Source organism: Wolbachia endosymbiont (group A) of Ophion costatus (genome assembly GCF_963969245.1).
Taxonomy (GTDB): Bacteria; Pseudomonadota; Alphaproteobacteria; order Rickettsiales; family Anaplasmataceae; genus Wolbachia; species Wolbachia pipientis.
Window position 1 is genome coordinate 597,062 of sequence record NZ_OZ017714.1, and the last position, 14,471, is coordinate 611,532.

Here is a 14,471-nt window from a genome sequence, read left to right on the forward strand (position 1 = left end):
AAGGAATCCCTTCAAAGTTGCAGGCAAGCGAAAGATTGTCTTCTCGACAGACAAAGAATTGTATAATGGATTAAAAGGGACCGTATGACAAAAATTATAGGAAAAGAATATACAGAACTTTTAGAGCAGTTGAAAGATCGTATTGCAACAAACCGTTATAAGGCAGCACTTGCAGTAAATAGTAAGCTTATTTTGCTTTACCACCATATTGGTACAGAGATCCTAAAACGCCAAAAAGAACATACCTGGGGAGCTAAGGTAATTGATCAATTAAGTAAGGATTTGAGAAGTACATTTCCAGAAATGAAAGGCTTTAGCACGAGAAATCTGAAGTATATGCGTAAGTTTGCCGAAGAATATCCTGATGTTGAATTTGTGCAGGAGCCTCTTGCACAATTAACTTGGTATCACAATATCACTCTTTTGGAAAAAATAGAAAGTCATGAAATAAGATTATTTTATGTAAAAAAAGCTATTGAACATGGCTGGTCACGTAACATTATGGTGATGCAGATAGAACTTGGACTACATAAACGTCAAGGAAAAGCAATAACTAATTTTAAAGAAAAATTACCATCTCCACAATCCGATCTAGCACATTACACATTAAAAGATCCGTATATTTTTGATTTTTTAAGTATAGGTAAGGATGCTCATGAAAGAGAAGTAGAAAAAGGACTCGTAGGGCATATGGAAAAATTTCTGTTAGAACTCGGTGAAGGATTTGCATTTGTTGGTAGACAATTTCATTTAGATGTTGGTAATAAAGACTTTTATATTGATTTATTATTCTATCATTTAAAGTTACGTTGCTTCGTAGTGATTGAACTAAAAGATAAGGATTTTAAGCCGGAATATGCTGGTAAAATGAATTTTTATCTTTCTGCAGTTGATGATTTACTTAAGCACTCGACAGATCAACCTTCTATAGGGTTAATCTTATGTAAATCTAAAGACGATGTACTTGCTAAATATACACTCAAAGACATAAATAAACCAATAGGATTAGCGGAATATCGAATAACTGAAAATCTACCAGAGAACATAAAAACAGCTTTACCGACGATAGAAGAATTAGAAGCTGAATTATCCAAAATTTCAGATAAGGAAAAGTAATGGTTACTAAAATCATTCAAACAATTATTTAGCAAACCAAAAACCAAAAGCTCAGCATGGAGGCTCAGGAAGAAGGGTGGCAGCCAATACCTTACTCTCTCATAGCCTTGAAACTTTGGAAGCAGACAGTAACGGAGTAAGTGATTTTTATGGATTACAAGCTCTAGGTGTACTATCCTATAATATCATACGGTCAATATACTCTAAATGAGATGGAAAGATGAAGGCATCATTATAGCTGCTAAAAAATACGGCGATAAAAACTTAATTCTCTCTCTGTTTACAAAAAATCATGGAAAGCGCAGGGGATTAACTAAGCTAACAAACAATAGCAATTATAAGTTTCAGATAAGTAATCTATTACATGCAGAATGGAGTGCTAAGTTACCTGAAAATCTAGGTTTTTTTAAGTGCGAATTAATCGAATCTCCATTCCATCATTTCTTTCAAGATAGGTTAAAAAGCATTACTATTGTTTCTTTCTCCTCTATTTTAGAAAAAGTGCTTCCAGAAAGTGAACCCTGTGCCATGCTGTATGACAATTTTCGATATTTCATCGATGTAATTAAACACAACAATCAGTCTTGGCAAAGCCATTATCTTAACTTAGAGCTTCTGCTTCTTACGCAATTGGGATTCAAGTTAGACTTATCCAAATGCGCTGTAACAGGTGTTAAGGAAAATCTGCAATTTATTTCTCCAAAAACTGGTAGAGCAGTGTCAAAAAAAGTAGGAGATTATTATGCAGATAAACTCCTACCTTTTCCACAAATGTTGCATGATGTATACAATAATACCCTACAAAACAGCTACTCATTCCAAGAATTTCAGTTAGGACTGAAAGTCACAGGATATTTTTTAAATAAGTATCTATTTTTGCAGTTAAACGTGAAATTTCCAGAGCTGAGAAACCTCATGTTGTCGCTTTAATCTTAGTTATCATTTTTTTGAAATCATTTCAGAAATCTATAGCTAACCCAAGCAACACGTCATACCGCGATTCATTCGCGGTATCTCAGCATAGATTCCGCTCACGAGTAGTGGAATGACGGTTGTCGGTAAACTTAAGCCACTTTAGCTATAGCCAGTAACCACTCTATTTCTACCACTGTTTTTTGCTTTATATAAATATCTGTCAGCACGTACTATAAATTTTTTAATATCATCAAAGTCAGATCCTTGCATTTCTGCAATTCCAATGCTCACAGTTACATTATGGGTTGTATTTTTATCCGCAAGTACAAAAGGTTCTTTAGCAATAATTTTTCGTATTCTCTCCGCAATAGTATACGCATCTGATACATTGGTATCTGGCATTACAACAACAAACTCCTCACCACCAAACCTAGCTAGTAAATCTGTCACTCTGATATTTTCAGAAATTCTTTTCTGTATTTGCTTTAAAAGTTCATCTCCAGCACTATGCCCAAAACTGTCATTCACTATCTTAAAATAGTCTATATCAAGTATCATAAGAGACAACCTTCTATCCTTTTCCACAGAGTCCTTAACAATGTTTCTTAAGTGTGCATCAAAATATCTTCTATTATAACAGTTAGTTAATGGGTCCTTTATAGACATTTCCGCATTATTAAATAAATTCATTCTCAAGGCATCTTGATATCTTTTGCGTTTTACTTGCGAATTAACCCTTGCTATTAGCTCACCCTCATCCAAAGGTACTGTTAAATAATCATTAGCACCTACATCAAGTGCTTTTACTAAATTGTTTTTATCATAATCCTCAGAAAGAATCAGAATTGGTGTATAACGTGTTTCCACCTTACTACGAAACTCAGAACACAAACGCAAGCCGTCAGTTTTTGAAAATTGCATATCAGAAATGATCAGGTCGTAACCATTCTCAATACCAACCTTCAATGCTTCCATTGGATCACTCAGTATTTTAATTGACCTAAAGCGTTGCTTTAATATATTATATATCTGCTCTGCTTGATGAACATCCTCATCTATAACAAGTATGTTAGCATCAAAAATCTGATTGGAATAATCCATAATACTGTTTCCTGCGACTCCACCAATCTCAGCGTTAGTTTCTCCTCTCAAACGCAATTCATCAATAATCATCTTTAAGCGTGTGAGAGACTTAATTCGTGCAGATAAAGCAGTTTCGTTTATTGGTTTAGTCAGAAAATCATCCGCGCCAGCATTAATACCTTGCACTCTATCATGAGTATCATGCAGCGCAGTTACCATAATTATTGGAATATGGGTTGTCAAGGGATCACTCTTTAGCTCCTTACAAACTTGAAAGCCATTCATCTTTGGCATCATGATATCAAGTAATATAATATCGGGCTGCTGCTTTGCTACTAAATCTATAGCTTCTTCACCATCATGAGCTACGATAACCGTATAGTACTCTGCTTTTAGTCGAGCTTCTAAAAGCTTGACATTAGATAGTACATCATCTACTACCAGAATCTTTGCTGTCATTATCTTTAGATGTATTATCTATATCATAAGTAGGATAAAGCTTACCATTTTTACCAATTATGTAATTTACTTTCTCAGCATTACATTCTTTATATAAGTCTTCAACTCCTGCGTCTTTCAATAACCTCCTAGCTTTTGATTTTATAATCATAAGATACTTATACACATTCCTAATAAGATCAATAAATACAGGCACCTTATTTTTATCAAGAACAATTATGCTCACTAAAGCTACAACTAAAATTTCTGAAAGACCTATATTGAACATTTTCCTATGAAGCAAGTACTTTAATCCTTCTGATTATAAATATTAATTTGCTTAAATCAAGTTTAGAAGCAACCATCTCATCTAAAAAACTATTATAACGTTCTATGTAGTCCTTATCATTACAAGCCCAGGTTTGAACCTTATCTTCAGGGTTATCAGTAGCTTTTATGACTTTAACAGCTAGCTTGTGATGGTAATTGCTTAAATCGTCCAATAAATCATTAACTAAGCTGCGATCCCAATAAGAAGAGCGGCTTTTCATCTTGATGGCAATTGTTCTAATCAGATCGAATCTTAACAGCGACTTTAACTCAAAGTATATTTTACCAGCATCAAGAATGGACAAAGATGTCTGTTCAGCAACAGATATAATGTCCAGTGCATAAGCAAGAACGCATAGATCAGCAACTTTTTTTGCTAGATCTTTATTTATATTAAGTTCTACTAAAGAAGTTGATCCATGGCTATAGATCTTTAATAGGTGTTCATCTAAAACATCAGTTAAGTTCTGGCCTAAAGTTTCAATTGCATCTTTAAATTTTGTAACATCATCCAATTCTACAAAGCTAAGCTTGCCAAGATTTTTCACTAGCCAAAATGATACTCTGCCAATAAATTTCTGCACGTTCCTCACTATTTGTAAGTATGAGTTAACATCAATTTTTCCATCCAATTCATCAATTTTCTGCCACAGGCTGTTTAAATCATACAGGTGGTTAACAACAATATATATGTTAACCGCTTCTTGTATCTTAATTCCAGTGTTCTCAGCCAAATTATTGATGAATATACAGCCCATTCTATTCACTACATCATTTGCAATGCAAGTAGAGATAATTTCTCTACGAAGTTGGTGTTTTAATATGAAATCCTTAAACTTTGTTACCATCTTTTTAGGAAAATAACCTAGCAAGTAGTCATGAGATATAAGATCTTTTTCAGACAGATCGGAATGTATAATTTCATTTTTTATTGCTGTTATAGCATAAGACATTAGAACAGAGAGCTGAGGAGAACTGAAACCTTCTGCACCAGTTAACATCCTTGCTATCTCTTCTTCAGTTGGAAGAAATTCTACGCTTCGGTTTAACAGCCCAGATTTTTCTAAACTGAGCAGTAACCTGTGGTGCTGCTCCAATCTCTCTTTAGCTTGCAAACACTCAAGAAGTAATGCTTTTGTTTCAATTTTGTTGTGGTTCTCAAGCACTTTGGATGCAACTTCATCCACCATACTTGCCAGTATTTCATTCCTTTTTTCTAAAGAAATACCCCCTGCTTTCATAGCTGAAACAAATGCAATCTTAATGTTAACTTCAAGGTCCGAACATATCACTCCGGCTGAATTATCAACAAAATCTGCATTGATATATCCATCTTTTTCAGCATATTCTATTCTTCCAAGCTGTGTACAACCAAGATTTCCACCCTCTATAAACATAGAAGCTCTAATATCCTTACCATTTACTCTCAGCTCATCGTTTGCTTTGTCACCGACCATGCTATGATTTTCACTCTTTGCCTTAACAAACGTGCCAATTCCTCCATTCCATATGAAGTCCACTTTTGCTTTCAACAGATATCTAATCAAATCACTTGGAGGTAGCATATCTTCTGTTATATCAAAGCATTCTTTTATTTCTTGAGAAATGTTTACTTGCTTGCTGCTACGCTCAAATACTCCTCCACCCTTAGAAATCAAATCTTTATTATAATCCATCCAAGTTGAAAATGGTAACTCAAAGAGACGTTTACGCTCTGTGAAACTCTTTTCTGCATCAGGGTTTGGGTCAACAAAAACATGCATATGGTTAAATGCGCCGATTAAATGTATATTTTTTGAAAGCAGCATACCGTTTCCAAATAGATCGCCAGCCATATCTCCAATTCCAATAACAGTTGTATCCTGGTAAATATCCTTATTCATTCTCCAAAAATGCCTCTGTGCTGCAATCCATGCACCTCTGGCTGTAATACCCATTTTTTTGTGATCATAACCTGCTGATCCACCAGATGCAAATGCATCGCCAAGCCAAAAATTGTATTCAGAGGCTATCTGGTTGGCATAATCAGAAAATGAAGCAGTGCCTTTATCTGCTGCAACTACCAAGTATGGATCGTCTTCATCATACCTAATCACATTCTCTGGTGGAATTATTTCACCATCAACCACGTTATCAGTAATATCAAGCATTCCTCTAATAAAACTCTTATAGCACTCAACACTTTTCTCTCTTAAAATATTCTTATCTTTATAAGCTTGCTTTATTACAAATCCACCCTTTGCACCAACAGGGACAATAACCGCATTTTTTGTCATCTGAGCTTTCATGAGCCCCAAAACTTCAGTGCGAAAATCTTCCGTCCTATCCGACCACCTTAAGCCACCACGGGCTAATTTCCCTCCTCTTAGATGTATTCCCTCAAAAAGGTTTGAATAAATATACAATTCGCGATACGGACGAGGATCAGGCAAACCATTTATTTTACTTGAGTCAAATTTTGTAGATAAATATGGTTTATCGTCTTGATAATAACTGGTCCTTAAAATAGCCATTATCAAGTTAAATATCGAGCGTAAAACGTAATCATGTGAAACATTGCTGATCTCTTTTAGAAGTTCCTCAATTTTTTCTCTAACAATGTCCGTAGTTTCTGCTCTATCAATGTCTATGTTAGGATCAAATCTTGCATGAAATAGTTGTATCAAATACTTTACTACTTTTGGATACTCTGAGACTACCTTTTGGATATATTCTGGGTTGTAGTTAAATGACGTCTGCTTTAGGTAAGCACTTAACGCTCTAACCAGAAGCACTTCTTTCCACTTGAGCCCAGCAATAATGATCAAACTATTGAAATAGTCATTTTTAATTTCCTTGCTAAACACTTTCGCAAGTGTTATTTCAAATTGCTCTTTTAGAGTAATGTTGTCTATTAATTCATCGACTCTTGACAACACAAAATGGTGTATCCATATTCCGCCGTTAATTTCTATGTAATAGCCATTATGAGATAGAATCTTAGCTCCCAAATTCTTAGTAATTCTTAATATCTTCGATAATTCAAGACCTCCATTGCTCGAAGTGTAAACCTTTAATTGATAATTAAGATTGTCACGAGTAAGTCTTAAATCGACCTCGCTAACTCTTTTTTTCCTCACTATCTCCAATTTTTTCATATCGTAATATGCGTCATGAGGTTCGAAACTCTCTTGATAGCTTATTGGAAATGCCTTGCAATAACGGATGAATATATCCTCAACAGTGCTAAAAGTATTATATAAATTGTCTATAAAACGATCTTCCCATTTTTCCGTAATGTTCCTTAATTTGTTTTCGATACGCAAAACTTCATCATCAGGAACACTAGCGTTTTTAGCCTTTAGCACTACATGCAATTTCATCAAATCATATTCATTGATAATGTGATTGTTATAAATATCTGAACTTCCTGCACTTGTCTCATCCTTCAATATGTCACGTATCTTGAACATTAGCCTAGCGCTAGCATAACGCATCGGTATCAGCACTATGCAACTAATAAAATCCCCGACTCTTCTTAAAAATAATCTGACCCTTGGCCTAATCGCAAGAGACATGATCGAAATGCAAATTTTAAATAATTCGTCTTCATTTGATTGGAATAATTCATCACAAGAGAACACTTGCAAAATAGAAATCAAAGCTTTATTGTTGTGGCCCCCGGTTACAAATCCTGCATTTTTTTCTATAACTTTAACTTTATCTTTTATTATTGGAATAGTTCGAATATCTTGGACCTCCGCTACAGAAGTAAATAGCCCGAAAAAACGCCGTTCCTTTACTACATTACCCTGGTCATCAAATTCTTTTACTCCTATACAATTCATGTATGTACGCCGATGGACTATTGAGATTAGATCTGATCTCAATATGTATAGGGAATCAAGGTTTGCAGAAGGAATCAACGTACTTTGACCTACTCTCATCAGGCCAAGGTCCTTTTTGCCATCACAGACGAGTTTTTCATCTTTACCAGCAATATATTCTTGATAACCTAGAAATACAAAATTATTATTCTTTAACCAAACTAGAAAATCTTTTTGCTCTTGATTTCGGTCTGGTGTCATTCCAGTGCGTGACACTGGAATCCACGTGTCCTTTTCCTGGATCCCAGTATCAAGTACTGGGATGACAGAAAGACTTGCCTCATCAAGTTTCTTAAGCATTAAGTGCCAATCTTTCACAACACAATTAACTGCTTTCAGCGTTTTTTGTAGAGATTCTTTTAATGTATCAACAAAACTGTCACTTATACCTTTGATAATTACATATATAACTGACTCTTTTATTCCATTACTTTCTTCCAAAGGGTAAATCTCATCTATTAGGCCATCTTTTCTTTTAATGTTAATTATGCTGTTGCTGTAATAGCATATGGTTAAATCGTGCGACTTAATAGTTGCAATAACGGAGTCAACCAAAAATGGCATATCATCGTTTGTTATCTTAATCGTGGTAAAATCGCCTTCTATTCCTGGTATATCATCTATATTACTTACTACTAACTTACTTTCATCTTTCTCTTTTTGAGAAACAAAATTGTAAGCATCGTTTACAATATATAGCAAAAACTTATCATTGGCTTTTAGGTCGCTTTTATAAACAAAACTATAAAAATACTTAATAAATTTTTTAATTTTTTCTTTATCTTGCTGATTTTCTTGATCAGCTAACTTAAATAAAGACTCAGTGTCAACATTATGATCTATACACATTTTTTTAACAAAAATACACAGTGAACTTAAACCTTTTTAACTAAGATTTCATTATCAAGAGCGTACACTATTAGTTCATCATTTTCTACTACTTCCCCTGATAAAACTAATTTAGCTAAATTATTTTGAATACACTCTTGTATCACCCTTTTTAGGGGCCTTGCTCCATATTCAGGGTCATAGCCAGTTTGTGCTATTAGTTCTTTAGCTTCCTGCGACAAACTTATACTCAGTTTACGCTTAGCAAGTGTTTTTTGTAAATAAGAAAATTGAACATCTATAATTTTATAGATGTCATTTCTGGTTAAACTGTGAAATATAATAATTTCATCCAGTCTGTTTAAAAATTCTGGACGAAATGTTGATTTAACTATTTGCATCACTTCGCTTTTTACAGAGTTAGCAACTCCTCCTTCCGATGTCATTCCAGCGCGTGACGCTGGAATCCACTTTTTTTCCTGGATCCCAGTGTCAGCTACTTGGATGACAGAGGGCTTTTCAAGAGGGCTATTTTCTTTTGCTCCTTTAAGCATTATCTCAGCACCAAGGTTAGAAGTTAAAATCAGTATGGTATTGCGAAAATCAATTAATTTGCCATGACTATCAGTGAGTCTACCCTCATCCAAGATCTGTAGCAATAGGTTAAATATATCAGGATTTGCCTTTTCTATCTCATCAAATAAGATTACCTGATATGGTCTTCTCCTCACTGCTTCAGTTAATCTGCCACCTTGTTCATAGCCAACATACCCTGGAGGCGCGCCAATTAACTTTGAAACAGAATGTTTTTCCATATATTCTGACATATCAAAACGCAAAAGCGCTGATTGATCGTCAAACAGAAATTCAGCAAGGGCTTTTGCCAATTCTGTTTTTCCAACTCCGGTTGGACCCAAGAATAAGAATGAACCAAAAGGTCGATTAGTATCTTGCACACCAGAGCGAGAGCGCCTAACTGCATTACTTATCGCTTCTATTGCATCTTTCTGCCCTATTACTCTTCTTCCTATTTCATTCTCCATGTTGAGAAGTTTTTCCTTTTCGCTGTGCATCATGTTATCAACTGGAATTCCTGTCCACTTTGAAACAATGTTTGCAATATCATCTCCAGTCACTTCTTTCTTTAAGAAACTATCAGTAACCTTTTCCTGATTTTTTAATTCATTCTCAAGCTGAGGAATCACACCATACATCAGCTCTCCTGCTCTTCCCAAATTCCCACTACGCTGAACTAATTCCAACTCTTTTCTAGCGTTATCTAATTTTTCGGCTGTTTCTTGTATTCTAGCTATTTTATTCTTTTCCATCTGCCATTTGCTGTTCAAGTCAGCAAATTTACTGTTTAGATTTTCGATCTCTTCATTTATCTTTTTTAAACGCTGTTTAGAATTTTCATCACTTTCTTTTTTTAAAGCCTCTGCTTCAATCTTTAGCTGTATAACCTTTCTCTCAAGTTCATCAATAACTTCAGGCTTGCTATCCATTTCAATTCTCACCCTGCTTGCTGCTTCATCAATCAAATCAATTGCTTTATCAGGTAAAAACCTATCTGTTATATATCTATTGGACAACGTTGCAGCAGCAATTATTGCACCATCTGTAATTCTTATACCATGATGCACCTCATATCTTTCCTTCAAACCCCTGAGTATTGAAATGGTATCAGTTTCAGTTGGTTGAGAGATAAACACAGGCTGAAAACGCCTTGCAAGTGCAGGATCTTTTTCTATATGCTGACGATATTCATCTAAAGTTGTGGCTCCTATACAGCGAATTTCTCCACGCGCAAGAGCAGGCTTCAGCAGATTCGAGGCATCCATTGCACCACTTGTTGCTCCTGCTCCAACTAAAGTGTGCAATTCATCGATGAATAATATAATTTTTCCCTCCGCTCTCGAAATCTCATTAATCACTGCTTTTAACCTTTCCTCAAACTCTCCTCTAAACTTAGTGCCAGCAATTAGTGCTCCAAGATCCAAAGCTAAGACCTTTGCATCATGCAAACCAAGTGGCACATCGTTTGCAACAATTCTATTTGCAAGCCCCTCAACTATTGCAGTTTTTCCAACACCAGGTTCACCGATCAGCACTGGATTATTTTTTGTCCGCCTCAGTGATACCTGCATAGTTCTTCTGATCTCTTCATCACGACCAATTACAGGATCAAGCTTTCCTTGCATAGCAAGCTCTGTAACATCTTTTGTATATTTCTTTGCCGCGTTTAATTTTTCCTCACTGTTTGGCGAGTCCGCACTGCTGCCCTTTCTCATTTCTGCAATAACTGAGTTCAGTTTTTGTAGAGTCACACCATTCTCTGCCAGAATTTTGCCTACAGTATCATCTTTTTGTGCAGTGAGGCCCTGTAGTAAACGCTCAACAGCAACAAATGAATCTTTATTTCTTCTTGCAATACCAATTGAATCTTCAAAAACTTTTGCTATTTCTCTTGAAAGTTGAAGGCCACTACTTCCTGGACCTTCAATTACTGGCAACTTTTTTATTGCGCTATCCACAGCATCAGAAATACTTTGCACACTTCCACCACAAGCGTTTATCAAATCCTGAACTAAACCTGATTCATCTTCAAGCATCACTTTTAGTAAATGCTCAGGCATAAAAATCTGATGCCCAGCTCCCAACGCTTTCATTTGAGCACTTTGAATTAGACTTTTTGCTTTTTCGGTAAATTTATTTAAGTCCATAACACCAGTTAAATTCGTATTTGCTGATGTATATAACAACTGATTTCATAAATTTAAACCTAAAGTTGTTTATTGTTAGGTATGAAATTTAAAACTTTCTTAAAAAAGGAACTATCATAGTAACCATACAAATATCTTGTATCTCAAGACCTTTGGTTTTTGTTGCTGAAAATGGTTGTATTATTTAAGTTATTAACAATATACAATACTAAGTTAATGTAATTTATTTGGAGATGACAGGAAAATTTATTGTAACTTTATATTCTAAATAGAATAAAGTTCTTTTGTTAGTATTGTCCTTTTTGTAAAAAATATTCCTAATTTCTTCATCATTTCTGTGGGTAAGGTCATCTGCTTCTCTACCTCAAGTGGTTAACAAAGTTTCTTGTCACGAGGGACCAAATGGAAATCTGCTCGTTTTCACGCGAATTAATGTTACAAATTCTATACATTTCGTTACAAAATGGCATTCGCTTTCTCCATTATCCTTTACCTGCATTTTCATCAGCGTTCCTTGCGGTTTGCTTGCCATATAGGAGGAAATACAGGCTTACCCTGTTCCTTCTGTCATACAACAGTGGGTTAGGTGACTTCTCTATACCGGTGATTTGCGTACATCCAGAAATGAAAAATGTCACATTACCTTTTGGTCGGAGCTTATCAGCATCTTTAGCTCTTTAATCGTTACGATACTTATGAAGCTTCACTTACGTTCACCATACCACTAAGCCTAGCTCTCCAACCACATGATGCTTGTAGTTTATGCTCCTTTCACGATTGAGCATCTTCTTTTTCAAGAGGAGGTTCATTGTCCGCATCGCTTGGCACCAACCGGTTACCCGATTCGCATTGATGCGTAGACTCAGATGGCAAAACATCTGGTTTAATAAGTTTTAGAACTCTTTTAGTTTCTTTCTGAAGGAATTCCTCTCCTTTTAAACAATATGACCGAAGACTTTCAGGTCGCACCATTTCAATAATTAGCTGGGTTCCAGCAGAATCAGTACAGAAAACATCAACAATACTTTGTTTTTTAGAGGCAATCTCAGCATCCATGATAGTGCTGAGAAATTCTATTTCTTCTATTTCATCTTTGCCAGCGAAGCCCAATATATCATTGAGAAAGTGAATGAGAATATCTTTATTTTTCTCAGTGCCAAATATTCTCTTGAACGCGAAATTGTTTTTTGGATCGAGAAATTTCGAAAAGGCCATAATTAAATACAATTAGGAGACGAATAATTATACACTATTTTTCGCAAATGTTCAACCTCTGATTACTCCTTATTCTTTGCCCTTCCTGCACGCTTACGTTCATTTGGATCAAGGAATTTCTTGCGTAAACGTATAGATTTTGGAGTTACTTCCACCAATTCATCATCATCTATATACGCTATCATATCCTCCAGTGTCATTATCTTTGGTGGAGTGAGCTTTATAGCTTCATCACTACCTGAAGCTCTTACGTTTGTTAATTGCTTACCCTTTAACACATTTATCTCCAAATCATTGTCACGGCTATGCTGGCCGACAACCATGCCACAATATACCTTATCCTGTGGCTTAATAAACATAATTCCCCTGTCTTGCAAATTGAAAATTGCATATGCCACAGCCTCACCCTTATCTGTAGAAATTAAAACTCCATTGCGCCTTCCAGAAATTGGACCTCTATGTGGAGCATAACTGTGAAATAAACGGTTAATTATGCCTGTGCCACGAGAATCAGTTAAAAACTCTCCTTGATAACCGATTAATCCTCTTGATGGCACTAAAAACGTTAATCTTGTCCTGCCATTACCAGAAGGTCTCATGTCAGTTACTTCACCTTTACGGAAGCTGAGTTTTTCCATGATGATTCCACTATATTCATCATCTACATCAATTACTACTTCCTCTATAGGTTCAAGTTTTTTGCCATCTTCTTCCTTAAATAGCACTCGAGGGCGTGATACCGAAAGCTCAAAACCTTCTCTCCTCATATTTTCAATTAACACCCCAAGCTGTAGCTCACCACGTCCACCTACTTCAAACGCTTCACCGCTTGGTGCTAAAGTCACAGTAATTGCAACATTTGTTTCTGCCTCCGCGTATAAGCGATCCTTTATAGCAGTTGAGGTAAGCTTTGTACCTTCTTGCCCAGCAAAAGGTGAATCATTAACACTCAGAGTAATCGCCATTGTCGGCGGATCAACTGGAGTTGAGCTTACTGCAGTTGTAACCTCTGGTGCTGCTATAGTGTCTGAAACTGAAGCTTCCTCAAGCCCTGCAATTGCAATTATGTCTCCTGCCACAGCTTGTTCTACTGGAATGCGTTTCAAGCCAGAAAATGAGAGCAACTTAGTTAATCTTCCTCGTTCAATTACTTTGCCATCGAGGTCAAGCACCTTAAGATCTGAATTGACTTTTGCAATGCCCTGATAAACCTTTCCTGTCAATATTCTGCCAAGAAACTTATCAGACTCAAGTAGAGTGACCAACATAGCAAAAGGTGCATTTTGATTATAAACAGAAGGTTTTATATAATCTATAACCGTTGAAAATAATGGGCTTAAATCTTTTCTTTCATCAGAAAGCTCCTTAGCACACCAGCCATTTCTACCTGAAGCATACAACACTGGAAAATCTAGCTGCTCGTTGGTTGCATCAAGGTTAAAAAATAACTCATATATTTCATTTAATACTTCATCAATTCTGCTGTCTGGTCGATCGACCTTATTGATTATCACAATTGGCTTCAAATTTGCTTTTAGTGCTTTTGAGAGCACAAATTTTGTTTGTGGCATGGGACCTTCTGCAGCATCAACCAGCAGCAACACGCCGTCTGCCATGCACAATACCCTTTCTACTTCTCCACCAAAGTCTGCGTGCCCTGGCGTATCAATAATATTGATTTTTTCATCACCCCACATTATTGATGTGCATTTTGCAAGTATTGTAATCCCGCGCTCACGTTCTTGGTCGCCACTATCCATCACTCGTTCTTGAACTTCTTGATTCTCGCGGAATGTGCCACTTTGTTTTAACATGTTATCAAGTAAAGTAGTTTTACCGTGGTCAACGTGTGCGATTATTGCTATATTTCGGATCGATTTAAATTCGTTCATTTTCTATCATTTCAAAATTAATTTAGTAATAAGTATACATAAAATACACTTGGAGTAAATAACTA

At 35.8% G+C, this 14,471-nt stretch carries 8 protein-coding genes and 1 pseudogene; 2 read left to right on the forward strand and 7 right to left on the reverse strand.

What is annotated here, in order from left to right; genetic code table 11:
- Positions 1-84: 84 nt before the first annotated feature.
- Positions 85-1,116, forward strand: coding sequence for a YhcG family protein (locus AACH21_RS03035; protein ID WP_077188564.1), 1,032 nt, complete (start codon positions 85-87; stop codon positions 1,114-1,116).
- Positions 1,117-1,323: 207 nt separating this feature from the next.
- Complete coding sequence (gene recO, locus AACH21_RS03040; RefSeq protein ID WP_065094880.1) at positions 1,324-2,046, forward strand: DNA repair protein RecO; 723 nt, start codon at positions 1,324-1,326, stop codon at positions 2,044-2,046.
- Positions 2,047-2,190: 144 nt separating this feature from the next.
- Here the strand turns inward: recO and AACH21_RS03045 are convergent, their stop codons facing one another.
- From AACH21_RS03045 to typA, 7 genes and pseudogenes are all read right to left on the reverse strand, one after another.
- A complete protein-coding gene (locus AACH21_RS03045; RefSeq protein WP_077188565.1) occupies positions 2,191-3,573 on the reverse strand; it encodes a PleD family two-component system response regulator in 1,383 nt (460 codons plus the stop codon).
- Complete coding sequence (locus tag AACH21_RS03050) at positions 3,545-3,841, reverse strand: hypothetical protein (protein ID WP_038250226.1); 297 nt, start codon at positions 3,839-3,841, stop codon at positions 3,545-3,547. Before AACH21_RS03050 ends, AACH21_RS03045 begins: the two co-directional genes overlap by 29 nt.
- 4 nt (positions 3,842-3,845) lie before the next feature.
- A complete protein-coding gene (locus tag AACH21_RS03055; protein ID WP_338482746.1) occupies positions 3,846-8,597 on the reverse strand; it encodes an NAD-glutamate dehydrogenase in 4,752 nt (1,583 codons plus the stop codon).
- Between the two features lie 26 nt (positions 8,598-8,623).
- Positions 8,624-11,299 (reverse strand): ATP-dependent Clp protease ATP-binding subunit, encoded by a 2,676-nt coding sequence (locus AACH21_RS03060; protein ID WP_338482747.1) that lies wholly within the window; start codon positions 11,297-11,299, stop codon positions 8,624-8,626.
- 482 nt (positions 11,300-11,781) lie between these two features.
- The gene (locus AACH21_RS03065; protein ID WP_338482748.1) at positions 11,782-11,937 is read right to left on the reverse strand and encodes a hypothetical protein; all 156 of its coding nucleotides are present in this window, start codon (positions 11,935-11,937) and stop codon (positions 11,782-11,784) included.
- A 331-nt stretch (positions 11,938-12,268) separates the two neighbouring features.
- Positions 12,269-12,514, reverse strand: a pseudogene (locus AACH21_RS03070) (PD-(D/E)XK nuclease family transposase); the annotation flags it as partial.
- A 62-nt stretch (positions 12,515-12,576) separates the two neighbouring features.
- A complete protein-coding gene (gene typA / locus AACH21_RS03075) occupies positions 12,577-14,406 on the reverse strand; it encodes a translational GTPase TypA (RefSeq protein ID WP_065094924.1) in 1,830 nt (609 codons plus the stop codon).
- Between the last annotated feature and the right edge of the window lie 65 nt (positions 14,407-14,471).

Bases quoted from the DNA above. Each gene is read 5' to 3' on its own strand.
- AACH21_RS03035 (WP_077188564.1), top strand. From the start codon at position 85: ATGACAAAAATTATAGGAAAAGAATATACAGAACTTTTAGAGCAGTTG.
- AACH21_RS03050 (WP_038250226.1), bottom strand. From the start codon at position 3,841: ATGTTCAATATAGGTCTTTCAGAAATTTTAGTTGTAGCTTTAGTGAGC.
- typA (WP_065094924.1), bottom strand. From the start codon at position 14,406: ATGAACGAATTTAAATCGATCCGAAATATAGCAATAATCGCACACGTT.
- AACH21_RS03055 (WP_338482746.1), bottom strand. From the start codon at position 8,597: ATGTGTATAGATCATAATGTTGACACTGAGTCTTTATTTAAGTTAGCT.
- AACH21_RS03045 (WP_077188565.1), bottom strand. From the start codon at position 3,573: ATGACAGCAAAGATTCTGGTAGTAGATGATGTACTATCTAATGTCAAG.
- AACH21_RS03060 (WP_338482747.1), bottom strand. From the start codon at position 11,299: ATGGACTTAAATAAATTTACCGAAAAAGCAAAAAGTCTAATTCAAAGT.
- recO (WP_065094880.1), top strand. From the start codon at position 1,324: ATGAGATGGAAAGATGAAGGCATCATTATAGCTGCTAAAAAATACGGC.